General features: G+C 39.6%; 20 protein-coding genes. 8 read left to right on the top strand and 12 right to left on the bottom strand.

Going from position 1 to position 26563, the window contains the following annotated elements; genetic code table 11:
- Positions 1 to 46: 46 nt before the first annotated feature.
- Positions 47 to 1315, bottom strand: a complete 1269-nt coding sequence (locus ACMUMJ_RS08765) for an O-antigen ligase family protein (protein WP_414678449.1) — start codon at positions 1313 to 1315, stop codon at positions 47 to 49.
- Complete coding sequence (locus ACMUMJ_RS08760) at positions 1305 to 2699, bottom strand: undecaprenyl-phosphate glucose phosphotransferase (protein WP_414678448.1); 1395 nt, start codon at positions 2697 to 2699, stop codon at positions 1305 to 1307. The genes ACMUMJ_RS08765 and ACMUMJ_RS08760 overlap by 11 nt, the downstream gene beginning before the upstream one ends.
- A 211-nt stretch (positions 2700 to 2910) precedes the next feature.
- Here ACMUMJ_RS08760 and ACMUMJ_RS08755 point away from each other — a divergent pair, with 211 nt between their 5' ends.
- The 4 genes from ACMUMJ_RS08755 to ACMUMJ_RS08740 all read left to right on the top strand — a co-directional run bounded on the left by ACMUMJ_RS08755 (position 2911) and on the right by ACMUMJ_RS08740 (position 8595).
- On the top strand, positions 2911 to 3711 hold the full coding sequence (locus tag ACMUMJ_RS08755; protein WP_414678447.1) for a SapC family protein: 801 nt from the start codon (positions 2911 to 2913) through the stop codon (positions 3709 to 3711).
- A 167-nt stretch (positions 3712 to 3878) separates the two neighbouring features.
- Entirely contained in the window at positions 3879 to 5594 is a 1716-nt protein-coding gene (locus tag ACMUMJ_RS08750) for a type I secretion system permease/ATPase (RefSeq protein WP_414678446.1), read from the top strand.
- Between the two features lie 82 nt (positions 5595 to 5676).
- Entirely contained in the window at positions 5677 to 7185 is a 1509-nt protein-coding gene (locus tag ACMUMJ_RS08745) for an HlyD family type I secretion periplasmic adaptor subunit (protein ID WP_414678445.1), read from the top strand.
- Positions 7186 to 8595: a TolC family protein gene (locus tag ACMUMJ_RS08740; protein ID WP_414678444.1), complete on the top strand. Its 1410-nt coding sequence runs from the start codon at positions 7186 to 7188 to the stop codon at positions 8593 to 8595.
- Between the two features lie 615 nt (positions 8596 to 9210).
- Here ACMUMJ_RS08740 and ACMUMJ_RS08735 read toward each other — a convergent pair.
- Entirely contained in the window at positions 9211 to 10125 is a 915-nt protein-coding gene (locus ACMUMJ_RS08735) for a LysR family transcriptional regulator (RefSeq protein ID WP_414678524.1), read from the bottom strand.
- Positions 10126 to 10257: 132 nt separating this feature from the next.
- Between ACMUMJ_RS08735 and ACMUMJ_RS08730 the strand changes: the two genes are divergently transcribed.
- On the top strand, positions 10258 to 11109 hold the full coding sequence (locus tag ACMUMJ_RS08730; protein WP_414678443.1) for an SMP-30/gluconolactonase/LRE family protein: 852 nt from the start codon (positions 10258 to 10260) through the stop codon (positions 11107 to 11109).
- A 683-nt stretch (positions 11110 to 11792) separates the two neighbouring features.
- Here the strand turns inward: ACMUMJ_RS08730 and ACMUMJ_RS08725 are convergent.
- From ACMUMJ_RS08725 to ACMUMJ_RS08700, 6 genes are all read right to left on the bottom strand, one after another.
- Entirely contained in the window at positions 11793 to 12092 is a 300-nt protein-coding gene (locus tag ACMUMJ_RS08725; protein WP_414678441.1) for a hypothetical protein, read from the bottom strand.
- Positions 12093 to 12348: 256 nt separating this feature from the next.
- Complete coding sequence (gene glmS, locus ACMUMJ_RS08720; RefSeq protein WP_414678440.1) at positions 12349 to 14175, bottom strand: glutamine--fructose-6-phosphate transaminase (isomerizing); 1827 nt, start codon at positions 14173 to 14175, stop codon at positions 12349 to 12351.
- Positions 14176 to 14319: 144 nt separating this feature from the next.
- The gene (gene glmU / locus ACMUMJ_RS08715; protein WP_414678439.1) at positions 14320 to 15684 is read right to left on the bottom strand and encodes a bifunctional UDP-N-acetylglucosamine diphosphorylase/glucosamine-1-phosphate N-acetyltransferase GlmU; all 1365 of its coding nucleotides are present in this window, start codon (positions 15682 to 15684) and stop codon (positions 14320 to 14322) included.
- Between the two features lie 168 nt (positions 15685 to 15852).
- On the bottom strand, positions 15853 to 16893 hold the full coding sequence (gene galE / locus ACMUMJ_RS08710; protein WP_414678438.1) for a UDP-glucose 4-epimerase GalE: 1041 nt from the start codon (positions 16891 to 16893) through the stop codon (positions 15853 to 15855).
- Between the two features lie 67 nt (positions 16894 to 16960).
- Positions 16961 to 18142, bottom strand: a complete 1182-nt coding sequence (locus tag ACMUMJ_RS08705) for an amino acid aminotransferase (RefSeq protein WP_414678437.1) — start codon at positions 18140 to 18142, stop codon at positions 16961 to 16963.
- Positions 18139 to 18639, bottom strand: a complete 501-nt coding sequence (locus tag ACMUMJ_RS08700; RefSeq protein ID WP_414678436.1) for an EamA family transporter — start codon at positions 18637 to 18639, stop codon at positions 18139 to 18141. Before ACMUMJ_RS08700 ends, ACMUMJ_RS08705 begins: the two co-directional genes overlap by 4 nt.
- Positions 18640 to 19005: 366 nt before the next feature.
- Between ACMUMJ_RS08700 and ACMUMJ_RS08695 the strand changes: the two genes are divergently transcribed.
- The gene (locus ACMUMJ_RS08695; protein WP_414678435.1) at positions 19006 to 20007 is read left to right on the top strand and encodes a branched-chain amino acid aminotransferase; all 1002 of its coding nucleotides are present in this window, start codon (positions 19006 to 19008) and stop codon (positions 20005 to 20007) included.
- A gap of 137 nt (positions 20008 to 20144) precedes the next feature.
- Here the strand turns inward: ACMUMJ_RS08695 and ACMUMJ_RS08690 are convergent, their stop codons facing one another.
- The 3 genes from ACMUMJ_RS08690 to ACMUMJ_RS08680 all read right to left on the bottom strand — a co-directional run bounded on the left by ACMUMJ_RS08690 (position 20145) and on the right by ACMUMJ_RS08680 (position 24042).
- A complete protein-coding gene (locus ACMUMJ_RS08690) occupies positions 20145 to 20879 on the bottom strand; it encodes a 1-acylglycerol-3-phosphate O-acyltransferase (protein WP_414678434.1) in 735 nt (244 codons plus the stop codon).
- 167 nt (positions 20880 to 21046) lie between these two features.
- A complete protein-coding gene (locus ACMUMJ_RS08685) occupies positions 21047 to 23359 on the bottom strand; it encodes an EAL domain-containing protein (protein WP_414678433.1) in 2313 nt (770 codons plus the stop codon).
- Positions 23360 to 23388: 29 nt separating this feature from the next.
- Entirely contained in the window at positions 23389 to 24042 is a 654-nt protein-coding gene (locus ACMUMJ_RS08680; protein ID WP_414678432.1) for a cupredoxin domain-containing protein, read from the bottom strand.
- A gap of 442 nt (positions 24043 to 24484) precedes the next feature.
- Here ACMUMJ_RS08680 and ACMUMJ_RS08675 point away from each other — a divergent pair, with 442 nt between their 5' ends.
- Both ACMUMJ_RS08675 and ACMUMJ_RS08670 read left to right on the top strand, forming a co-directional pair.
- Entirely contained in the window at positions 24485 to 25579 is a 1095-nt protein-coding gene (locus tag ACMUMJ_RS08675; RefSeq protein WP_414678431.1) for a PfkB family carbohydrate kinase, read from the top strand.
- Between the two features lie 68 nt (positions 25580 to 25647).
- Complete coding sequence (locus tag ACMUMJ_RS08670; protein ID WP_414678430.1) at positions 25648 to 26559, top strand: pseudouridine-5'-phosphate glycosidase; 912 nt, start codon at positions 25648 to 25650, stop codon at positions 26557 to 26559.
- The last annotated feature ends 4 nt before the right edge of the window (positions 26560 to 26563 follow it).

The raw sequence follows: 26563 nt of genomic DNA, 5'->3' as shown, positions 1-26563 counted from the left end.
TCAAAGTAAATAGGTTCGTCATTTAACTGTAAGTCAATTATCAGGATTAAGTTTGCAAGCGCTCCATCCACCTTGTAGCAGCCCAAAAGAACACAATAGTAAAAGCATAAAACATCACACCTATATTATGACTAAACATAGACTGTGTAAGGGCAAAATCCATATAGCTCATCGGAATTAGCGCCCCAGCTAAAGCATAAGACTTCACACTCCAATTATGTTGATATAAACGCATTTTATTTAAAAACAGCTTTAGAGGCACCAAATATACGGCTAGCAAGAAAAGCAGCCCTACAACACCCCTTAAACTTAAAGAAGTAAGGTATTCATTATGTGCATGAGAAAACGGTAGAATAGCTGCATCAATACGCCCCTCACGCTCTAATTCTTGTTTTATCTTAACGCTATTGTACTCACCAACACCAAAAACAGGCGCCATTTGAAACATATAAATAGCGCCTTTCCACATTTCAAAACGCAATCCAACAGAATTATACGTAAAATCACCCGCTTGATAACGATACACATCCGTCACAGCTTCATTTAGCCGCTTTGCGACCCCAAATTGAGGGGTAACAAGAACAGCAATCCCGATAACCAACAGCAGCCCCCCACCCCAAATGCGTATTTTTTTATTCAGCAAATCTCGACTTTGCCAGAAAATAAAAACACAAATAATAGGTAATGATATCCACCCACCTCTAGTACCTGAAAGTAAAGACGCAAAGACACCACATAGAGTAGCAATAACAGCCAATACACTTAACTTATACCTACCCTGATCTGACTTGAAATACAAAAAAGCGCAGAAAGACAAACCACCTAACAATAAAGCCGTATTACCAAACATAATAGGATGCTCAAAGCCACTTGCTCGGTCTAACCCTAAAACCCAACGATCAAACACAGCAACACAAAACGCACCTATTGCACCAAATAGGACACCAAACCAAAGGTAGTGATGTTTATATGGCAATTTTAATAAGACAAGCAATACAGGTAAAGCAAGTAAGAAACGAACAGGACGATCAAGCTCTCGTGTATGCCAACCATCAAGATACACAAACAAAATCATGCTCAAAAAGTAAATAAAAAAAGATGCCGCTAAAAGCAAGTCTAAACGATCAAAAGACCAATGCACTCTTTTGGTAGTAAGATAAAAAAAGGCGCACAATAGAACTAAAGGTGCTACTGAAACGCCTTCATTCAAAACTAAGCTAAGACCTAAAGAAAGGGAAGCAACAAACCAAACAAAGAAGGGTAAAAAAACTGACTTTGTAATAGCTCCATCACTTTTCATACGGTTATTTTGCATTCTGATGAAAGAAACCATTAATAATAGTAAACACAATTATTTTCAAATCTAACCAAATAGACCAATTTTCGATGTAATACAGGTCACAATCAATCCGTTGCTGCAAATCAGAATCCCCACGCCAACCATTCACCTGTGCCCAACCTGTAATGCCAGCTTTGACCATATGCTTTTTCATATAAAGCGGAATTTCATATTTGAATTGTTCAACAAAAATGGTTCTTTCAGGTCTAGGACCTACAATAGACATATCGCCTTTCAGGACATTAATAAATTGAGGAAGCTCATCTAAACTCGATTCTCGAATGAAACGACCAAATCGAGTCACCTTCATATCTGATGCCCCTCCCCAGGTAACACCGTCTGCCTCACTATCGACAGCCATTGAGCGGAATTTCAACATATAAAAAGAACGCCCATTCCAGCTCACTCGCTCTTGTCGATAAAATACGGGGCCTTTTGAGGACAACTTAACTCCAATCGCTAAAGCCAGCATAATAGGGCTGATTATCAATAAAATAAGAAACGCTAAGACTTTGTCTTCAAGTAACTTCAAAACTCTATTTTTGCCTTCTAGCATAGGCGAGGTCGACAAGTTAATTAAAGGAAGTCCTGCTACTTCGGTAATAGAATGATTCAATAACTGAAAACCAAAAATGTCCGGCACAATACGAATCGTTACCGTTGTCGTCACTAGTAAGGACTGAACTTTTTCCATTTTTTGCACATCACCTAATGGCAAAGTAATCCAAACTTGATCTACAGCCCTTTCTTGAACAATTCTCTCAATTTCATCTATTGAACCAAGGATAGGATAATTCGGGTTGACAAACTCAGACGTCGCTTCGTCGTCAACAAAACCAACTACAGATAGACCCAAATTTGGATGAAGCTGCAATTTTTTAATTACTCTCTGCCCTAGATCACCATTCCCAACCAATAATATTCGACGGATGTTTCTGCCTTTTGCACGTAAATATCCAAGTATCCTACGCACAGCGATGCGCAAAAGAGCAATAAAACCCAAAGACCAAAGAAACCAAGAAAACACCCACATTCTCGGCAGAGAATCACCATATTGGGTTACGTATGCAGAAAGGACAATAAGTAAGAAGGTCACAATGTGAGACCAAAATACCAGGCTGGCTTCGGTAGTCGAGTTGGTCCCTCGCCACCCTTGATAGGCACCAAGCGAACTATAAGCAACTTGCCCCATCAAAACGCCAATCAAGATATTATTGTAAAAATAACCACCGAAAAAATTGTGTTCAAAGAACAAGTAAAACGAAAGGAAACCGGCTGCCACTATACTCGTTGCATCCAGTATACGTAATGTAATACCGATTGATGCACTGTGTTCTTTTAATCCACGACCTGATTTCAATCTATTCTTCTCAAAAGCTTAACAAAAAATGCGACATCTAAAAATACACTAAACAAGAACGACTGAATAGCGATTTAATCTATTTTTTGTCTCAATCTAAAACACATAATTTACCTTATCAAGATACAAATTTAAGTGTTTCTGATCACATAAAATACGTCTCTGCATGATACAATGTGCCGCATATTTTTAGTTGTATTGGAGATAATATATGACTCGCTACGTATCACTACAGAGATCCATACATAATAAAGCAGGCTATACGCCAAGTATCGATATGGGTTATGCATCAAAAATGACTACTGTTCCGCTGGTTAGGGAAGAGCTTTCTCAAGTAACACAACATATGAGCATTGTTTTTCAAAAACACTCTAATGGTAATCAACCTGACACATTTGACTTAGTTGGCCTACAAGCACTAAAACCTAATGAAAATTTATTTGTGCTTCCTAATAGACGTTGGTTAGGTGGATATAAGCCCTCTTTCTATAGAGGCAAACCTTTTTCATTAGAATTCGATAAGGAACACTCTCAACTCCAACTTTGCATTGAAGAAAGTGCAATAAAAACAGAGATAACAGAAGGCGATATCCCCTTCTTTAAAGATGACTCCAATCTATCTCCAATGATGACAAGAATGACTGAGTTCTTAAATCAAACGTTTCACGCACGAGCCCAAACATTAAAACTGGTTGCTGAATTAGCAAGCGAAAACCTTATCATCCCATGGGAAATACCTTATAAAGAGGGATCAGAAGATAAAATTTTAGACGGTTTCTATCATATAGATACAAAGACGTTAATGAATTTACCCGCGGAAAGCGTTGCGAAGCTCAATAACTCAGGCGCGTTAGAAATAGTTTACGCACAGCGCCTTTCTGAAGCTCGTGTATCGAATTTGACTACGCTACAAGAAACATACAAAAAACTTCTTGAGCAACAATCAAAAGTCAACCTTGAACCAGATCTTGACGAAGTATTTGGAAAAAAAGATGAGCTATTCACTTTTTAAAAGTAAATAGTCACAATAGCCTTGTTTAAACACATATAACCCATATAAAAGTTCAAATGTTTAATTTAATTGTCAAGGCTTTAAACGCATTCCGCTTCTGATGACACATATCAATTAATGTGTGTCATCAGAAGCGATTATATTTAACACATCAATCCGAGATTTTCATGAGCAACACCAATGTAAAAGACGACCTCAAAGACGCTCTTAAAGCAAGTAAACGGGGCTTTATCGCAGCAGGGTTCTTTAGCTTATTTATTAATTTATTAATGTTAACGTCTCCTTTTTATATGTTACAAGTATACGACCGTGTCGTTGCTTCACGCAGCCTAGAAACACTCTTTTTTCTTACTATAATTATGGTATTTATGTTTTCCATAATGGGTACTCTACAATGGGTGCGTTCTCGGATATTAGTACGATTAAGTAACCAAATGGATAAAAACCTAAGTCAGCGGGTTTATTCAGCTATGTTCGAAATCGGGGTAAGATCTCCAAACGAACGCACTTCTCAACCGCTGAGTGATTTTACAAATTTGCGTCAATTTATGACAGGGAACGGCTTATTCGCGTTTTTCGATGCACCTTGGTTACCGGTCTATATTGGTGTTATGTTTTTATTTCACCCCGTCTTTGGTTGGTTTTCCATTGGCGCAGCCATCATTTTGGTTATTGTTGCCGTTTTAAATGAAAAAACCACTAAAAAATTACTTTCTGAAGCCAATGGAGAGAATATAAAAGCGCAAAACCTTGCAACTGGAAATTTGCGTAATGCTGAAGTTTTACATGCAATGGGAATGCTCCCTAATATTATGGGACGCTGGTATAATCAACATCAAACGTTCTTAGAAAAACAAACTAATGCAAGTGACAAAGCGGGTATTTATTCTAATTCAAGTAAAGTACTGCGCATGATTTTCCAATCCTTAGTTTTGGGTATAGGTGCTTATTACGTTGTCCTTAATGAAATGTCCCCCGGAATGATGATCGCAGGCTCTATTTTAATGGGGCGAGCATTAGCCCCTGTTGATCTTATAATTGGTAGCTGGTCAAGCTTCAACAGCGCAAGAACCGCTTACAGTCGCCTCAGCAAGGTATTACACACGATTCCAGCTAACGATCGAAACATGCAACTCCCAACACCGATAGGGCAAGTCACTGTCGAAAACCTTTTCGTGGTGCCTCCTGGGTCAAAAGCACCAGCGCTGAGAGGTGTGACTCTTGACATACCGGTTGGGGATCTGATTGGTATAGTAGGCCCAAGTGCCGCAGGAAAATCGACACTTGCACGTGCATTATTGGGTATATGGCCGGCCTCAAACGGAACGGTACGAATTGACGGTGCAGAAATACAGCATTACAACCGTGATGAGCTCGGACCGCACATCGGTTATTTACCACAAGACATTGAATTATTTAATGGCACAGTGAGTGAAAACATTGCTCGTTTTAGTGAAATTGATTCTGAAAAGGTTGTTTTAGCAGCCAAAAAAGCTGGAGTGCACGAATTAATATTACGTTTACCGAAAGCCTACGACACTGTGATTGGTGTCGATTCGGGGGCACTTTCTGGAGGCCAAAGACAACGTATCGGTTTAGCTAGAGCATTATATGGCGCACCAAAGGTCGTTATTCTAGATGAGCCAAACTCTAACTTAGACGACCAGGGGGAACAAGCTCTTGCTCAAACACTACAGATATTAAAAGCTCAAAAAACAACAACCTTCGTTATTAGTCACCGTACCTCAATCCTGCGACATATTGATAAGCTACTTGTTATGCGCGAAGGACAAATACAACTCTTTGGGCCAAGAGATGAAGTAATGAAAAAGCTTGCCATACAAAAAACAGAGCAAGAAAAACTGTCAAAGACACCAGCTTAATATTACGAAGAGCTAACCTATAAATTTATTTTCCCGCCCTCATTACTTCCACTAAATGAGGGTAAGGATAAAGAGAAAGAGAATGAATAAACCAACAGATAAAAACAATGGTCACTATGATGACCAAGAAGTAGAAGATGCTGTTATCTCAGAGATACCAAACACTTCTGATAATAACAATACTGAATCTGAAGACGCCCCCACAGAAAACGAAAGAGCAGAGTCAGCAAAAACAATAGTACCTTTTACACAAAACAGTTCATCGACAGCACCACAGCAATCTAATGTTCCTGTAGACGATAGAAAATACATAAGATTTGGCACTATTTTCCTTATTATGACATTTGGCCTGTTTTCTCTTTGGGCTGGATTAGCACCATTAAGCAGCGCTTTAGTATCTCAAGGTGAGGTTGTTGTTGATAGTTACCGCAAGTCTATTCAACACCTAGAAGGGGGCATCATTGAAAATATTTACATTCGTGATGGCGATAAGGTCGTTGCGGGTCAACCGCTAATTCAACTAGAAACGACTCAAATAGAATCTCAACGTAAAAGCAACGAAAAGCGTTTGTTTAGTGCAAAAGCAGAACTAGAGCGTTTATACGCAGAACAAAATTTTAGTACCGAGTTAACTTTTTCTCAAGCCTTACAAGTTCAGGCAACTAAAGATGAAGATATTGCAAGCGAATTAATCCAGCAGGAACAGCTTCTTAAAGTTCGCTTAAATGCCTTTAAACAGGAAGAGAAGGCACTTGAAACTCAAATCAATCAAATACAACAACAAATAAAAGGATTGAATGAGCAAATTCAAATTCAAACCCAGCAGGTTACTTTACTAGAGGAAGAGGAAATTGCATTTAGAACTTTATTTGAAGAAGGCTTAGACGACGGTCAAAGATCTCGTGAATTAAAGCATACTGTATTAGGAGCTAAAAGTGATCTAGAGCAACTAAAGTCTGATATTATTCGTCTTAGCCTAACCATTACAGAAACAAAGTTGCAAATAGCCAAACGTAAGCAAGACTTTTTAAAAGATTCCGGCGAACGAATTAGATCCGTTCAAAACAATTACTATGACAGTCAAGAAAGATTAGAGATCGCAACAAATTTACTTGAAAAATCAACCATCCGAGCACCTGAAAACGGCATTGTAGTAGACTTGCAAATCCATACTATTGGTAGCGTTGCTGCGCCCGGCAGAACTTTACTAGACATTGTTCCTCTTAAAGATTCTTTTGTTGTAGAAGCGAAATTAATGCCTCAAGACATTAATGAAGTATATCAAGGCCAAATAGCAGACATTCGTTTTTCAGCCTTTAACACTCGAATTACAAAAGTTATCGAGGGAGAAGTCATTGATGTATCAGCAGATCGACTATTAAATGAGCAAGATCAATCTTCTTATTATTTAGCTCGCATAAAAGTTACAGATCAGGGAGAACAAGATATGGCTGATAGCTTTACAGATGACATGGAACTAAAGCCAGGTATGCCTGCTGAAGTAATGATTCGCCGCGGAGAAAGAACCATGTTTAGCTACCTACTTAAACCTATTACCGATAGCTTTGCTCGCAGCCTAAAGGAAAAGTAAATGCTTACATTAACTCGAATTAAGCAAAACTTAATTACATCTATTGCCCGATCAAAACCGCTATTATTTGCAATAAGTTGCACTATCTGTAACTCACAAGCAAACGCTGCGGGAACGGCTGGTGGGTTTAAAGAAGCCTTAGAATCTGCGATTAGCAATGATCTAGGTCTGAAAAAAGCATTTCATCAATATCAAGCAACCCAACAAGAAGATGATATAAGCTTCGCTAATTTACTGCCTAGCGTAAATTTAAACGCTCTCTATCAATACGAAAAATCAGATAATATTTATACCGATGAAGGCTCAAGCTCATTCGACCCAAACTTAGAAAGATCTGGTGGTGAGTTAAATGATTACTACTGGAGAATTAGCTTAAGGCAGCCTTTATTTGATTACTCTTCATATAAAGGCTACCAACGAGACAAAGCTTTTGTTGACGCAGCGAGATTTCGCTATGAGAGAGAAGAACAAGAGCTAATTTATCGTGTTGCACAACAATACTTGTCTGTCCTCTTTGCATCCCAAAGCGTCTATCTGAACCAAGACAAATTAAAAGCCCTAGAACTCAAACTCAAGCAAGAAACCCGTACACAAGAGCTAGGTGTAGGCAATCGCTTAAACGTATTACGAGCAACATCAAGTCGAGACTTAGCTCGCAGCGATCTACTCTCGTCACAAAGCGAGCTTAAAGACGCAAAAACATTGTTAAGAAATATTACGGGGAGTGATATTCAAATCCAGCAATCTTGGATTGAAAACGGGCACAAACTGAATCCAAACCTTCTAACAGGCAATGAAAATGAATGGATAACCACCATTTATAACAACGCCAATATCAAAGAAGCAAAAAGTACGATACAAAGACATGAATATGATGTATCAGCAACAAAAGCCCAGCACCTACCTACTCTATCGTTTAATCTAAGCTATCTGGATAGAACGTCTGAGGATAATTTCAGAACACGTGAAGATTTTGTCGCTTCATTAGAGTTTAGTATGGCGATTTATTCTGGTGGTCGTATTTCTGCTAATGTAAAAAAAGCAGCTGCAGAACTGCAAGCTACTCAAGTAGATTTAGATTACCTCCTTGCTGAAAAAACCCAGCTAGTCCAACTTGCTTATAATCGCTTAATTTCTTTTAAAGACAGATTAAACGCTTTAATTGAATCTGAAAAATCCAGTCGAGCATTACTGGAAGCCGCAGAACGTCAACAAGCATTAAACCTTGGTGATCAAATTGAAGTACTCGAAGCAAGAACTCAGCTTGTTGACATCCAAATTCAATTTGCCAAAACACTCAATGATTATCTATTAGCAGACTTAAATCTACGATTAGAAACGGGGCAATTAGATCAAAACAGACTAGAAATATACGATCGTTTATTCACAGACGTAAGTATGATGAATTGAACAGACAGTAGCCTTTAGAAAAACAGATACAAATCAAATTGAGAAGGTATTTAGATTCACTTAAATACCTTCTCAATCTTGCACAACGCAAAGTTTTTACTTTAATGAATACTTGAATTAGAAACATCTTATTCAGGGATCAACCAAATTGACCATTCCACATTCCATTCACTTCTTTTAGTCAACCGCTGTAATGCACATAACCATTGACGTAATTTCTCAAAACGCCTAAAACTTCCAACTTTCGCCTATAAACACCTGGCACCTACTCGGAACAGGTATGAAACTGTATAGACTAATTACCTTAAGGCGCTTTTTTCCCCACTGCGTACCAGAAAGCCTGGTAATTGAAACCAGAGAATCGCTTGGCAATCACATGAATCGAGCTTTTGCATTAACACGCAAATAGACAGAAACGTATTTGAAGCTTCGGACGAAATTTATCCATCAGAGATGTTTTTCACATTCCAAACAGCAGAACAACACCACTTAAGGTGATGCCGCTCGTACTCAAAAATGGACAATAACTGTCACCAGCTGTTTTCGTCATCAGAGTTAGTTTATGCAATTTTTATGAAATAAAATGCACTAACTCTATATAGAGGGAGCTTTACGTTACTTATGATCTAACAGATGATGTTTTATAAACCATTCTGGATGAGTATCTCGCCACTTCATGATTAAGTGGATAAAGCTTGTAATTTTTGCAGGGTAAAAACGCTGCTTGGCATACGCAAGATATAATCGATGTATAAAGGAATACCACTCAGGTAAAAGGTGAATCAGCGAGCCATTTTTCAAGTCCTCTTCTACAACGTACCTGGGTAGGTTGGCAACACCTAAACCAAGCTTTGCCATTAATCGACTATCGCTATAATCAGAGCAAGCTAGTTTGCTTTGTGTTTCAACTGTTTCTTTATCTCCTGCTTGGGTTTGGAGCTTCCAAACATTCCAATTGGTCTGGTGATTATCATTTATGGCATCGTATTTTCTTAGATCAGACACATTATTTACAGTGTTTTCTTGAATCCACTCAGGAGAAGCAACCAGTATGTTCTTGACGTAACCAAGTTCTTTGGCTACTAAGTTATCTGGTAAATGGTCATAAGCTCTTATCGCAATATCAAATTGACCAAACTCAACATCATTAATCTGACGGCTAAAACTCAATGAAAGACTAACTTTTGGGTACTCAGCTACGTATTCCCGAATGAGTTCCTTTGAGATAGTTCTTCCTAAAGCAGCTGGTGCAGTAAATTTTACTTGTCCGGATGCTTCCTGCACAAGATCGTATATGTTCAGTTGCGCCTGACTTGCCAGTTTTTCTATTTCTTGTGCTTTTTCTAACAATTCGTACCCTGGCTCAGTAAGTGTCACACTCCGTGTAGTTCTATTGAAAAGCTGACACTGCAACGACTCCTCTAATGAACGGATATGACGCGAAACCATTCCTTTCGAAATAGATAGTGAATCAGCCGCCGCTGAGAACCCTCCCAATTGTGCAACATTCAAAAATGTCCTCAAGTGCATCAAGTTCATATTAAATCCATTAAGTAAACAATGAATTTATCTTCTGCTGTTTTTCAGAGTATGTCAATTCACTAACATAGCCCCCAAGACAAAGTTAAACATTTATCATTTACAAGGGAGATAGAAACCAGAATGAAATCATTAGTACCAGCACTTTTAGCTGCAGTGGCTATGAATGCTCAGGCGCAGCTAAATCAAATAAACAATACCCCAGATGTTGTTATTGACTCTTTTAAGTTTACAGAGGGACCACTATGGATTGAAGACTCACAAAAATTCATTTTCAGTGACATTCCTAACAATACAATTTGGGAATTGTCTTCTGACGGCTCTATTAATAAATTTACTGATAATTCAGGTTATACAAACGGTAATGCTATAGACAGAAATGGCAATATTTGGAGTGCACGGCACGATAGAAAACTAAGTCGTATTACACCAGAAGGTAACGTTGATGTTGTAGCTGCCTACTTCAATGGAAAACCACTTAATAGTCCTAATGACGTCACCATTGCAAATGATGGTTCTGTATGGTTTACAGATCCACCGTTTGGCATCAAAGGCAGTGGTCCAAAACTCGCTAAAGAAGAGCAACCCGTACGTGGTATCTATCGCTGGCAAAATGGTGAGCTGGAGCTGATGAATGGTGATCTTGCATTACCAAATGGCCTTGCGTTTGATTCAGGGAACCTATTTGTTGCAAATACCGCCGATGGCTGGGTTTATAAATTTACCGTGACAAATACAGGCATTGATCAACCTAAGAAATTTGCAAAGTCCGGAGATATGGCAGACGGCTTTGCTTTTGATGAAGATCATAATCTATGGCTTGCAACAACAGGTGGGATTGCTGTATTCGACCCTCAAGGACAGCAAACTGGCTTCCTGCCTATTGATGCTAAACATACGAGTAATGTCGCTATCTCACCAGATTACATCCTCGTAACTGCCTCAAATAAAGTGCTTCGATTCCGTCGGAAATAACTTTTAGAGAATAAGGATGAATAAAATGAAAATCTCACAACCTACATCGCTCCTTCTATGTTCGGTAATACCAGTTCTGTTTTCAAGACCTGCACTCGCCAATCGAACAAGCTATACGAATGTTGCAGTACCTTTTGTCAATGATGGGTATCTAAAGATGTTCTATGACGTTCGTATGCAACCTTCAGCAATAGAACAGGATGAAAAGGTTTATATAAACTGGCGAGGTAAACATAGTCTCCCCCAAGTAATTTCGTATGACCTCAAAAGTCGACGTTTTTCTAGGAAAGTTGATGTATTTCAAGACATTGAAGACAATATAGACATAACGGGATATCCACACGACCATCATTACAGCCCTGTAATCTGGTAAGATGAAGACCATTTTTTCTCATTATTGCTGGCTGCCATGGTCTTAAATCTCATGAAATTAGTGCTTGAGACAAGGTTAAATCCAAGAGGCCTAACGACATAGCTTCAGGCTGGGAGGTATGGAAAGATGATATTAATCCATCAACTATCCGAAGGTTATGCCAATCTATGACAATCAGACATTGTTTTATTTTCGGGAGGGTGGTCATTTAGGTTCATGAACCTACCGAATTTCTCCAAATGGTAGAACAGACTGGGAAGGGCCGAAAAAATCGATTGTAGACATGAGTGCTGTCACTCATCCAAATAAGTCATGCTTCGACTTTATATTGTAGCTGTTCAGGATGAGTGAATTGCTCATGTACCAGTGGCAATAAACTTATCCATGTCAAATCAAGATTTAGGTCAAATAGCTGTCGTATTATAGGAACTAAAAGCGTTGAGTCAAACTCATCTTTTAGGGTCATATACACACGCCGCTCTTCATCTGTTCTTAGTTGTTGATATGCAAACTCTTCTGGTGTCTGTTGGACTGTCTCTGCAACCTGCTTTTGCAGTTCGAGTAGTCTTTTGTCTGTATCGCTAAGTTTAAGACCTGAAAACCTAATCATTTCTTCGACATCATCAGATGTGCAAAGCAGCAAGCATTGGATGAACAGATCTTAATTCATCCTCATAAACCTGTCGCAAAGCCTTCCTGCACCTCGGCCTTCATTAATCCGCTTGATGATCTACTTTTCAGTTAAAACGTAATGTGATTTTGCCATAACAAAAACCCGATCAACTTTAATGCCACAGTTACAAACTTTATTGTCGAGTGCTCATCTTTATTGTCCAGCGACAGAAATCTAGGACTAATTATATGGCTTATTCAACCGTTACTGACTTCGCTAAGTTTCTAGGTTGATCTACGTCAGTTCCTTTTACGACAGCAACATAATACGCTAAGAGTTGTAACGGAATAGTATGTACAATAGGGGCTAAAATCTCTGGTACTTTTGGCACTTCAGTAAAGGTAATGCCAATCTCTTCTTGAAATTTCGTATCCAAATCAGCAAAAACATAAAGCTCTCCGCCTCGTGCACTGACTTCTTGTAAATTGGATTTTAGTTTATCAAGCAAATTGTTATTTGGAACTACCGTGATGATAGGCATCTCTTCATCCACCAGCGCTAAAGGCCCGTGCTTCAATTCTCCAGCAGGATAGGCTTCGGCATGAATATAAGAAATCTCTTTGAGTTTTAACGCTCCCTCTAAAGCAATAGGATACATAGTTCCTCTACCTAAGAATATGGCGTTATGCTTATTCGCAAAGCGATCAGCCAGCATTTTAATGGAACCATCTTGCCTAAGTGCAGTATCTATGTGTGCAGGTAAACCGCGCATACAACGTACTAACTCAGATTCCTTAGCTGCACTCAAACCATGCTGCACAGCAATGGCCACACTGGTTAATAACAAGGCAGTTAGCTGAGTAGTAAAGGCCTTTGTTGATGCAACGCCAATTTCAGTGCCTGCATTCGTTAATAAGGCTAGATCTGATTCCCTTACTAATGAGCTGGATGGTACATTGCAAATTGCTAATGTCGTTAAATACCCTAGCTGCTTCGCCATTTTCAAGGCGGCGAGCGTATCTGCCGTTTCTCCTGATTGAGAGATGGTTAAAAACAAGCTGTTTTTTGGTACGGCAACTTTTCGATATCGATACTCACTGGCCACTTCAACAGAGCAAGGTAAGCCCGCCAATTCTTCAATCCAATGCTTTGCTACCATGCCTGCGTGATAGCTGGTGCCACAAGCAACAATGTGAATATTTTCCACTTGCTTTAAGAAATCCGAGTCCGCCCCAAAACAACTGGTTAATACTGAATCTTCACTAATGCGACCTTCTAAACAAGCAGACACCACTTTTGGTTGCTCGTATATCTCTTTTAGCATGTAATGACGAAATTCGCCTTTATCGGTAGAATCTAAATGATGATTAAATACGCTGATAGGACGGTCTTGTGTTTCACCTTGTGTATTATAAATCACGACCTGATCTCGACTTACATCAACCACATCCCCTTCTTCAAGAAAGATAAATTGATCGGTTACATGCAACAAAGCCAGTTGATCTGAAGCAACAAAATTTTCTTCAATACCCACACCAACAACCAAAGGGCTACCTTTTCGTGCCGCAACAAAACGTTCTTTTTCAGGTTTATAAGTTACCGCAAGCGCAAAAGCACCTTCTAATTTTAATAGCGCGGCTTGTACAGACGTTAGTAAATCGGTTCCATTTTTTAGCTCATCAAAAATGAGGTGGACGATCACTTCCGTGTCTGTCTCTGATTTAAACACATAACCTTTATCTTGCAGCTCTTTGCGCAGTAAAGAATGATTTTCAATAATGCCGTTGTGAACAATGGCTAAATCATCACCAGAAAAGTGAGGGTGAGCATTCACTTCTGTGGGCTTTCCATGTGTTGCCCAACGCGTATGGGCAATGCCAATATGCCCGTCTAGTGGCACCATTTCACATTTATTTTTTAGTGCTTGAACTTTACCGACGGCTCTATGAGCATGGACACCGTCATCATTATTCACCGCCATACCTGATGAATCATACCCTCGGTATTCCAAGCGACTTAACCCTTCTAATAAAATCTTGGCCACATTGCGACGCGCTATAGCACCAACAATTCCACACATATCATGATCCTTTTACACCATCCATAAAGCGTTAATAGAATGCGACGCAGCATCATTTCTTTATGAAGGTGTATATAAATATTTAATTTAAACTGCTGTTAATAACCATTAAAACGGTGATATCAGTTAGTTATAAAAATGACATTACGACTTTTTAACTGGTCTAGGCCAATCGTTTTTATTACTTTGCCTAGCTCTGGCGAAAGCCAACTGATTTTTTTCCACACTTTTAGTGATAGTGGAGCCAGCGGCGATGGTGGCGCCATCTTGAATGGTAACAGGAGCCACAAGACTGGTATTAGAGCCAACAAATACATCATCACCAATGCGTGTTTGAGATTTATTTACACCATCATAATTACAGGTAATTGTGCCAGCACCGACATTAACCCCTTCTCCCATGACGGTATCGCCAACATAACTTAAGTGATTGACTTTACTACCAGTACCAATTATCGCTTTTTTGGTTTCTACAAAATTTCCGATTTTAGCCTGTGAACCCAGTTGAGATCCCGGTCTTAAACGAGCAAAAGGCCCAATAACACACTGATCGGCGAGGAGGCTGTCTTCAATAAGGCTATTATTGTATATATGGGTTCCATCACCTATCGTACAATTTTTCAAATGACAATTTGCTCCAATTTGAACATTATCACCAAGTACAACATCTCCTTCTATAATGCAGTTAATATCAATACTGCAATCGATTCCAAACGTTAAATAGCCTCTCAAATCAAAACGCGAAGGATCCAATAATGTCAAACCTTGAGACATCAATAACTGTGCTTGTTCTTGCTGATATTCTCTCTCTAGCCAACTTAATTGAATGCGATCGTTTACCCCAGTGACTTCTGCAACACTCTCAGGATGCACCGTCACAATATCAACACCGTCTTGCGAAGCCATAGAAATAATATCTGTAAGGTAATACTCACTTTGTGCATTATTATTTTCCAAACGGTCCAACCAGCCTAATAAAAATTGGTTGGGTGCCAGTAAGATACCTGTGTTTACTTCTTTTATTTGATGTTGCTCTATAGTTGCGTCTTTATGTTCCACAATCGCTGTTACGACTTGATTGTCATCACGAACAATTCGACCGTAGCCTGTTGGATTATCCAAAAAAGTCGTCAGTAATACCAACGTGTTGTCATTACCTGAGGCCTGCATCCTCTCTAAAGTGCTTTGTTTTATCAGAGGCACATCACCGTATAACGTTAGGGTACTGCCTGTCGAGCTCAAATCGCTCGCAACACGGCGCAAGGCATCTCCGGTTCCTTGAGGGTTATCTTGCCATACAATATTGGTTGAAAACTCCTGACAATTAGCAACAACTTGCTCACCTTGGTGACCCACAACCAAATGTAACGTTACATCGTTTAAACGATTAGCCGTCATTAACACTCGGCGAATCATAGGCATTCCGCCAATAGGGTGCAGCACTTTAGACAACGCAGATTTCATTCTACTGCCTTTCCCTGCGGCTAAAATTACGATGTCTTGCTTCATATCATTACCTATGTTTTTGCATTTTTTAAAATAGTTAGTATGTGGAAAGCATTAGACCGTAAGAAGAAAACACGAACAAGCCAAATTGTCATTTTTTTATTGACAAAATATGACAACATTAAGAAATATATACCGTCGCCAGAAGACGCATAGTGATGTTAAACAGATCTAAGAAAGGTACCCCTCTGGATTCTTACTTTGCCAATTCCAAGCGTCTTCGCACATATCATCCAATGAACGCTCTACTTTCCAGCCTAACTCTTCGGACGCTTTTGAAACATCGGCAAAAAATTCGGCTAAGTCTCCTTCTCTTCTAGGAGAAATAACATAGTTAATTTTTTTTCCAGATGCTTTTTCAAAGGCTTTCACAACCTCTAAAACACTGTATCCCTTCCCTGCCCCTAAATTATAAGCACTGATACTATTGCTTCTGACACAGTTATTATTGGGTGAAGCAATCAGCTTTTCTAGTGCCTTTATATGACCTAAAGCAAGATCAACCACATGTATGTAGTCCCTTACTCCCGTACCGTCCTTTGTTGGGTAATCTCCACCAAACACATTAAGAGCATCTCTCTTACCAACAGCCACTTGAGTAATAAAAGGCATTAGATTATTTGGGATACCATTTGGGTCTTCTCCCATTAATCCGCTTGGGTGGGCGCCAATTGGATTAAAATAACGCAACAAAGAAATATTCCATCGAGGGTCAGCACGAGCAGCATCTTGAAGAATTTCTTCAATCATAACTTTAGTACGCCCGTATGGATTCGTTGCACTTAAAGGATAATTCTCAACATAAGGGATTGGGTTATGCTCTCCATAAACGGTAGCGGATGAACTAAAGACCAAATTAAAGACCTTGTACTTCTCCATCACATTAAAAAGCACGAGAGAACAGGTGATGTTGTTGTAGTAATAAGAAAGCGGAATACAGGAGGATTCTCCGACGGCTTTTAAAGCAGCAAAATGAATAACTGCATCAATGTTATGACGTTTAAAGACCGCACTCAATGCGTCTTCATCTAGTAAGTTAACAGGATAAAAGAGTGGTTTTTTACCTGTAATTTGATCAATTCGATTGAGCACTTCTGTATTTGAATTACATAAATTATCAACAATAATAACGTGCAGTCCTTGCTCTAAAAGAGAAACACAAACATGGCTCCCTATAAAACCCATTCCTCCTGTTACTAAAATCGTTTTCATTTCATACCCACTTGTTTTAAATAAAAAGAAAAGGGGATAATGTTATCACCCCCTTGATCTTAAAGCCTTACAAGCTCAATATACTTTGTGCAATGTAGTCAATTTGTCTTTCTTGCATACCTGCAATATTAATACGTCCACCACCCACTAAATAGATAGCGTACTTTTCTCTTAGAATTTTTTCTTCTTCAGGTGTCATTCCAAGCACTGAAAACATACCTTTATGCTGAGCAATAAAATCATAGTGAGATGAACCGCTTTTGCCTCTTAAGGTTGCCACAAGCTTATGCCTTAGCCCCTCAATGCGTAAACGCATTGATTCAACTTCAGCTAACCAATTCGCTTTAAGCATGTCATCATTCAGTATTATTTCAACCAATGCAGCACCATGATCAGGTGGCATTGTATAAGAGCTGCGTGCTGCTTCTACTATTCGTGTTTTCACACGATTACTCTGCTCTAGCGTTTTTGCAGCAACAACAGCAATTCCTGTACGTTCACGATACAATCCAAAATGCTTTGAACAAGACCCTGTTAAGACATAGGATTCCACACGCTCCGCTAAATAACGAAAGCCCCGCACATCTTCCTCCATTCCATCACCAAAGCCTTGATAAGCGATATCAATAAACGGAAGAAAACCTTGCTTGATTGACATATCCGTGACCCTTTCCCAGCCCTCAAAAGGAAGATCCGCACCTGTCGGGTTATGACAGCAACCATGTAATAGAACCGCGTCGTTCGCTCCCGCATCTTGCAAACATGTCATCATAGCGTCAGTTTGAACACGCTTTGTTTCTGGGTCGAAATACGGAAAGTAGCGTACTTTTAAGCCCGCCGTTTTCATAATAGGCGCATGATTTGCGTAGCTTAAATCACTCAACCAAACCGTTGCATCCGGTGTGGATGCCTTAATCACATCGGCCAACATTCTCAATGCACCACTTGCACCCGGTGTTTGTATGCCAACAGCTCTTTGTTTACTTGAACTGTCGCCTAGCATTAAATCAATCATAACCTGATTAAATGCCTCATTACCCGCAAGCCCAATATACGCTTTGGTCGATTGCTCCTGCAAAAGCCGCTTTTCCGCAATCTTAATCGCCTCCATAACGGGTGTTATACCTTGATCATCACGATAAACACCAATACCTAGATCCACTTTATTTGGATTGGTATCCTGTCTACACGCTGTTGACAATGATAAAATAGGGTCTTTAGCCGCTTCTTTTAAGTTTTCTAAAATCATAATTTTTTCCTAACCACCATCCTAATGAATCTCAATGACTGTGTATCAATGACTTTGTTTTTCAATCTGATTTTTATACCATTGGCACACAGCACACCAAAGCAAATCAAAATAATGCCTAATGAAGAAGCCATAGTAAGAGGCTCAGACAAAAGAGGGATAGCCGCTAATGTCGCGATAACGGGCGTTAAAGACCCGATTGCCGCCGTACTTTCTGCTCCAATTCGATTAATCGCAAAACCATAAGTAAACCCAGTGAGCAATCCGACCAAAACAGCTTGTACAATAAATTGCCCAAATAACATGTTTGCCGTCACGAAACTCATACCAGACTCAACAAAACCAAAAGCATAAAAAAGTAAGAGCAATACCGTTGAAACAAGACCTAATATGGCTGTATCAGTGAGCGCAGGCAGACCCGCCACTCTCAAACAAATGCTAAACACTGCCCAACAAAAACACGCAGCTAAGAAGCTGTCGTTAAAAACCGCCTTCATTACGAAACCATTCTGAAACAGATACAAACACTGCCTTTTGTTAAAGACATCCACCGTAACTTTGCCATTCGTACTATTAAAACAGACGCACCACTGCCTCTTTAACAGTCTAGAATGTAAAAAACTCTCCACTCTGTATGGAATACAATACAATACAGTGCAAAAAAGCGAGGTCTATTAGCCTACAGTAACAGTTTATTCGCACTGAACAATTCCATTTTCAATCTAGGGTGATTATAGTTATTACTAGAACGAATCGTTTGATCTATAGAAGCCTTAGACAGCATCTAACTGTGTGTTTTTATTCAGAAGCACTCTTTTTCCGATTTTAATTATTTATATTGATAAAAATAGAGGACACATAACATGGCGGCAGCATTTGGTACCGTTTTCATGCCTGAAATGGCAATCTCTTGGTTTGATGGATCTCGTTGGAGCTCATCAGAGATGGTCCCAAGTAACTCAATCAGCTTACATCCTGGCGCGCATGTCTTGCATTACTCCAGTACATGCTTTGAAGGGTTGAAGGCATTCCAACATAAAGATGGTTCTGTGCACCTTTTCCGTATGGATAAAAACATTGCACGTTTAGCACAAAGCAGTCGTTTGCTGTATTTACCAGAACTAAACGAAAAAATGGTTTCCGATATGATTAAGGAAACGGTTGCACGCTTTGCTAACGAAGTGCCAGCACCTCCAGGTTCTTTATACATTCGCCCAACGCATTTCGGTACAGAAGCCGCTATCGGCAAAGCAGCAGTAGCATCAAGCGAATCATGCTTTTTTGTTTTAACCTCTCCTGTTGGCGACTACTTCTCTGGTGGTGACAAAATGTTGCGCCTGTTATTAGAAGATGAAGGCATGCGTTGCGCACCGCATATGGGAATGATCAAAAGCGGTGGTAACTACGCCAGCGCCTTAGGTCCTATCAGTCGTGCTCGTGATGACGTTAATGCAGATCAAATTCTTTTCTGTCCTAATGGAGACGTTCAAGAGACAGGCGCAGCGAACTTCCTGTTAATTGACGGTAACGAAATCATTACCAAAGCATTAGATGAAAGCTTCCTCCATGGCGTAACACGTGATTCTTTACTAACTCTTGCTAAAGACATGGGTATGACCGTATCTGAACGCAACATTAGCGTCGATGAATTACTTGAACGTGCAGCCAAACCTGGCTGTGAAGCGGCGTTATCGGGTACAGCCGCCGTTCTTGCACCTGTTGGAACCTTTATCTACAAAGGCAAAGAACACACTGTAGGCGAAGGCAGCATAGGTAAAACGACGTTGAAACTTCGCTCTACACTGAACAATATCCAATGGGGTCATGCAGAAGACACTCACGGTTGGTTAACACGCGTTAACTAATCAACATAATCTGCTCATAATTCGATTAGAAATAGCCTCAATTCAATACAAATCACTTTAGATGAAGCATATTGAATTGAGGCTTTTTAATATCATGGCATTGGCAGCACCGACACCATTAATTAACCGAATGCGTACTACTCTTTTTTACCACTTAATTCCGCTAATTTATTCTCCATCTGCTGATGACATTGCTCCATAAGCATAGTAACCTCTTCAAGACTCATATTTTTGGTCGATATCGGAGGTAACATCTCTACTTTAACCGTGCCATTATTCCAACGACTCAGTTTTATCTGATTGTGAGTATTACTGCACACCACGGGTACAACAGGCAATCCAGCCTGAACCGCGGCATGAAAAGCCCCAGCTTTGAACGGCAATAACCCTCTCCCTCGACTGCGAGTCCCTTCTGGAAACATCCAAATAGACAAATGACTAGAGTTCATCTGATCAACAATTTGATCAATGGTTGCAATGGCTTTTTGACGGTTATTGCGATTAATCAAGATGTTGCCACTCGCCCAGTACAAAAGCCCAAAAAGAGGAATCCAAATAATGCTTTTTTTGCCAACCGTTACCGTTTTTTTAGGAAATACAGATGGAAAGATAAACAAATCCATATTATTTTGATGATTTGCGACGTACACAGCTTGCCCAACTGATCCTGCATTATCTGATACGGTAGGCTGAACTTGTATTCCCAATACTCGACTGGCGAACGTAAATGCATGTGTTATATAGTAAACTTTATTAAAAGACGATGAAAAAAACAGAAAAAAGATCAACCCAAAGCAAGTAATAAAAAGAAGTAAGAAGAGAAGAAATAGAGAGCGGGTTAAAAGTAAAAAAATGCCCAAAACAAATTGCATATAAAGCCCTTTTTCAAATGATTGCACTTATTATGTGAATTCAAGAAGAGATAAAACAGAGCATATTAAAGCAAAAAACACGATAAAGCAGTGACTATATTAAACAACGTATAAAACATTAACCCCTTAAAAAAGGTGAATGTCTTATCACTCACCTAGAACAAAAATCATTTACCCCACCATTTTGAACTGTCTGTATTAAACTCCGCCACCCATTTACCAAAATCTAATGCCGGAAGAGGCTTGGAGAAATAATACCCTTGAATCGTATCGCATTCATACGACTCTAGAATACCAAGACCAACTTGATTTTCCATGCCTTCAGCCGTCACAGTAAAACCAAAGCCGTGAGACAATTGAACCGTTGCACTGACAATTAACGCATCATTTTTATTCGTATCAATATCTTTCACAAAGGTACGATCAATTTTCACTTCGTCAACAGGTAAATCACGCAAGTACGCAAGGGAAGATTGCCCTGTTCCAAAATCATCTATAGACAGTTTACAACCTAATTTCTTCAGTTCTCCTAAAACACAAATGACGGTATCCGTATCGGCCATTACAGCACTCTCTGTGACCTCCAAAGCAAGCACACTAGCGTCCAATTCGAACTTATCAAGCAATGCCTGAATTTGACTAGGCAAACTTTTTTCCTGTAAGTCATGAGCGGACAAGTTAATGGCTACCTGCATTCTTATGCCGTTCTCTCGCCAAATAACCTGTTGTTCCAGCACTTTTTGAATAACCCATTGAGTCAGTACTTTAATATTACCGGACTGCTCAACTAAGCGAATAAATTCGTCTGGAGGAATAAAACCTAAGGCTGGATGTACCCAACGGATAAGCGCTTCTGAAGCAATACATTGACGCTTAGATAAGTTCACTTTAGGCTGGTAGACCATGAACAATTGACCCGTTTCAAGCGCTTCGGGCAAATCTCGGATAATGGTCAGTTCTCTTTGATGGCTTTCATCCTGACCCATTTCATAAATAGCAACGCCGTTAGACGTTTCTTTCGCCAAATTCGTCGCGATATCAATGCGACGCATGACTTTATTCACATCATTCGAAGTATACGCAAAAGGCAACACGCCGATACTAAGTTGTAAATTAATACTTGAACCGGATAGATGAAACTGACCACTACATGAATCAACCAAGGACTTTATTTCGTCTTCAGAAAAACATTCTGGATGAATGATTAAAAACTCATCACCACCTAAGCGAGCCAATTGGTCGCACTCGCCAGAGACTTCACTCAGTCTTTGAGCAAATAGCTTCAACAAAAGATCGCCATTTTCAAAACCCATCATATTATTGATGTCTTTAAAATGCCGAATATTAATCAATATTAGACTGCCTGTATCTCTCGGTAAGTATTCCGACAAGTATTTCTCTACGGCAGATCGATTGTAAAGGCCCGTAAGCAAATCATGTGATGCCCGATAGGTTAATTCTTCCTCACGCTTTACAATATCGTTTTGCATAGCGATCATTGTTCCAGATAAGACCCCAAACTCTCCATTTACATTAGGTGCTTTATTTTTTTCGCCTCGACCAATCTGCTTTGCGAACTCAACCAAAGATTGAATGGGCCTCACCATTGATTTTGCCGCAAACCAAGCAGATAAAATGGCCAAACTCAGAGTGATAGCAAAAATAGTAATCAGTTGATTACGCGCACTCTGATAATTTTCTAACCAAGGGTGAAAAGGTAAATGCAGAACAGCCCATTGGCTATCCATATTAAGTTTTACAGAGTTAGACAAGTACGCTTCATCATTCGTAAACAGAGGGGTCTTTATCAATGAATCTAGATCGGTCAATGCTGAAAACAATGGTACTCTATCGGCTTCAGGTAACGTTGAAACAACTTGAGCCATATCGCTTCTATTTTTATTTAAAAAGCTGATATCCAAATTTGTAACATTTTTAACTTTATTCGCTAACGCTTCATTTAATAGAAACCCCATTCCAACCCAAGCAATAACATTAGGTGCTCGAACAGGCACAAAGACCATTTGATACGTCCGTGATTCGATTTCAACAATGTTAACAATACTGCGCCGACCACTTCGACGAGCTAATAAAATGATGCTTTGAAATTGTTTTTCCTCAATAACATCTCTTGTTGATGTTAGTAATTCACCACGGGGGGACAAGAGTAAGGAAACATCTGCGTTGATTCGTCCTCCATGATTATTCAATACAGATTGAATAGTATCGTTTTCACGTGTTGCTACTGCTTGTTTAAAGCCAAAATCCGACGCTAATATACGAACACTGGTAATTAACTGAGACGCCCTCTCATCTAATGTAAGCTCAAAAACATTACTTGCTACTTGTAGCGTTTGAATTCCTTGTTCTAGATTGCCTCGCTTCATGGAGTCCAAAACAGCAATCGCCGACCCTAATTGAACTAAAGTCAGCAATCCAATAAATAACGCGATCAGCTTAGAACGAAAACTCACCAGCATAAAATCTCCAACAGAATGCATCCTTGATTTTAATAGGCGTATTCATCTTCAAACTCATCCTCTTCAAATTCCTCGATGATAGATAAGTTAACATTAAGAGAAACATCATTACTGGATGTAGCCACCATTTGAGGTTCAACGGCCTCTCCTTGTAAAGGATGCCATACCTTCACATTAAATGACGTCTCTGGTAGCGAAGAAAATTGCACCTGCCCATTCTCATCTGTCACCATAAAATAACGACTATCTGTCACATAAATGTGAGACTGCATTGCATCATGAATATTGCATCCTAAAGCAACAACACCCGCTTCATTAAATATAACAGGGTCATGAGCCTGCCCAGAAAATAATTTCAGCTCGAATGTTTTAATCGGTGAGAATGAATACACGTGATGACGTGTCTTATCATAATTAGGGAAAGTAATACTCGATCCTACGGGGACAGCAAGAACAAATGGCTGAAATTGCCTCATTCTTTGAGCTACTTCAAATGCCTTTGGGCCATCATATGAAGCACTATCAATTAAATAATCGGGATTATAAAGTTCTACAACCGTATTTTTAATGGGCTGCCCATCTTCATTTGAAACAGTGACGGAAAGTGTTGATGCGAGACTGAGACTTGCACATAAAGAGCCAGTCACCATTAAAATAAATGCTTTCGCTTTAACTGATAACACTGATTAAGCTCCTAAATACGTTATTGGTTTATTGATATAATTTATCAATATTGCCCATATAAAATTTAAACCATACTTTCATCTTACTCACAGGTTAAGTGCCATCAAGTACACAGTTTACATTTATCTAGATTACACAAAAAACATAGGTAAAGGTGAATAAATTGAACGGCACTTCATTATTTTAATACAGGAGCCTGTCAATGTAACTCTTACTCAGAAGTACTTTTCACTCGTTTCCTTATTTTATGCATAATTACAGACTATTTTTCATAATGGTCAACAAATTACGCCAACGAGCTTTACCTCACACGAAAACTCCGCTTGTATTATCGCCCCCTTGTGAGCAAGGTTTGAGAATAATGCCTTGACTTGTATCGTATTCAAACCCAACATAACTAAAGTTTAAATTAAAAACTTTAGTTATGTTGGGTTTGATAGTATGACAGAACAAGAAGAATGCGTTCTCACTGCCGTTAAACAGTCCCCTCTCGCAACACAGCAAGAACTGGCTGATAACTTGAACATGAGCAGAGAGTCCATTGCTGGTCATATTATGCGTTTGATACGTGCAGGGCATATATTAGGCAAGGGTTACATTATTCCTCAGCAAGACACTCTCTTGATTATTGGTGGCTGTAACCTTGATATAAATGGTTCTTCATTAAGTCGTATGAAGCGCAATGACTCTAACCCAGGAAGCATTCAACAAAGTGCTGGTGGTGTTGGCCGTAATATTGCCGAAAATGTTGTTCGTTTGGGCAACCAAATACATTTCTTGTCTATCGTAGGGCAAGACAGTTCGGGGGATTGGTTATTAGAAAAAAACCGTCAATGTGGCATCAATACTCAAGACATTGTTCGACACCCTGATTTTAATACCAGCCGCTATTTATCCATCAACGATGAAAGTGGTCAACTTGTCTCTGCTATTGCTGATATGAAAATCATCGACGCCCTGGATCGCCGACTACTCGAAAATAAAATGCCATTATTACAGTCAACGAAACGCATTTTAGTCGAGGCAAACTTAGCACAAACGACCATTGAATGGTTAGCTGATTTACCCCTAACAGTGGACTTCTATGCGGATGCCGTTTCCGCAACAAAAGCCTCTAGATTACGCCCTCTTCTCTCTAGAATGAGTTTGTTAAAAGTCAACCGAGATGAAGCAAAAGCGCTATTGAACATCCCTGCTTCAGAAGACATAACAGACGAGCAACTAGCCCAAGATTGCATTGATAAAGGCGTCAAAGCCGTTCTATTAAGCCTTGGTAGTGATGGCGTTTTCTTTAAAGATCAAAACAACGCATTAACCATACCTGTTTTTCCAACCACACCTGTCAGTGATACGGGTGCAGGTGATGCGCTTTTTGCGGGCTTTATTCATGCGCAACATAAAGACTGGAACTTACAAGAAAAACTGTCGTTTTCGGTAGCCTGTGCAGGCATTACACTAGAATCCATACACGCTAACGATCCAAATATTTCCGAAAATACGGTTCTGCAATGGATGAAGAGCAAACAAACTCAATAATTTTATACACGCAACTTATAACCCTTTATTTTTCTTTAAATCGACACTCTTAAATTGGATGAACCAAAATGAATAAATTTCTTGATATTAGCACTGAAGTCGCTGAGGCATTAGCGAATAATAAGCCTGTTGTTGCATTAGAAAGCACCATTATTTCACATGGTATGCCTTGGCCTCAAAATGCTGAAACGGCAAAAAAAGTAGAGCAAGTAATAAGGGATAATGGCGCGGTACCTGCCACTATTGCGATTATTGATGGGCGTTTAAAAGCAGGACTAAGTCATGAAGAAATTGACACTTTAGGGCAAGCAGGCTTATCTGTTATTAAATGTTCTCGTCGTGACCTGCCTTATGTTATTGCTAAAAAAGAGCATGGAGCAACCACCGTTGCAGCCACTATGATCATTGCAGCAATGGCGGGGATTAAAATCTTTGCAACGGGAGGCATTGGTGGTGTCCATCGTGGCGCTCAAAACACCTTTGATATTTCAGCGGATTTACAAGAACTAGCAAAAACCAACGTTGCAGTTGTCTGCGCGGGTGCAAAATCCATCTTAGATTTAGCCCTTACCCGTGAATATTTAGAAACTCAAGGTGTGCCCGTTCTTGGTTATAACACTGACTCTTTACCTGCATTTTATACTCGTGACAGTGATCACACTGTAGATTACAACCTAACAGATGCACTTCAAATATCCGATTTTCTCCAAGCTAAATGGTCTATGTCATTAAACGGCGGTGTTGTAATTGCCAATCCAATACCAGAAGAATACGCTATGGAGAAAGAAATCATCGGCAACGCGATCAACCAAGCACTGAAAGAATTGGACGAGCAAGGAGTTGGTGGGAAAGAATCTACGCCATTTTTATTGGCTCGTGTGGCTGAGTTGACTGGAGGGGACAGCTTAGCAAGTAACATTCAGCTCGTTTTTAACAACGCTCGCCTCGCTTCTGCCATCGCAATTGAAATGAGCAAATAAACAC

This window comes from Marinomonas phycocola (assembly GCF_047525455.1).
Lineage (GTDB): Bacteria > Pseudomonadota > Gammaproteobacteria > Pseudomonadales > Marinomonadaceae > Marinomonas.
The sequence above is the reverse complement of the archived record's forward strand: the minus strand, read 5'-3'. Positions and strand labels throughout refer to the sequence as shown.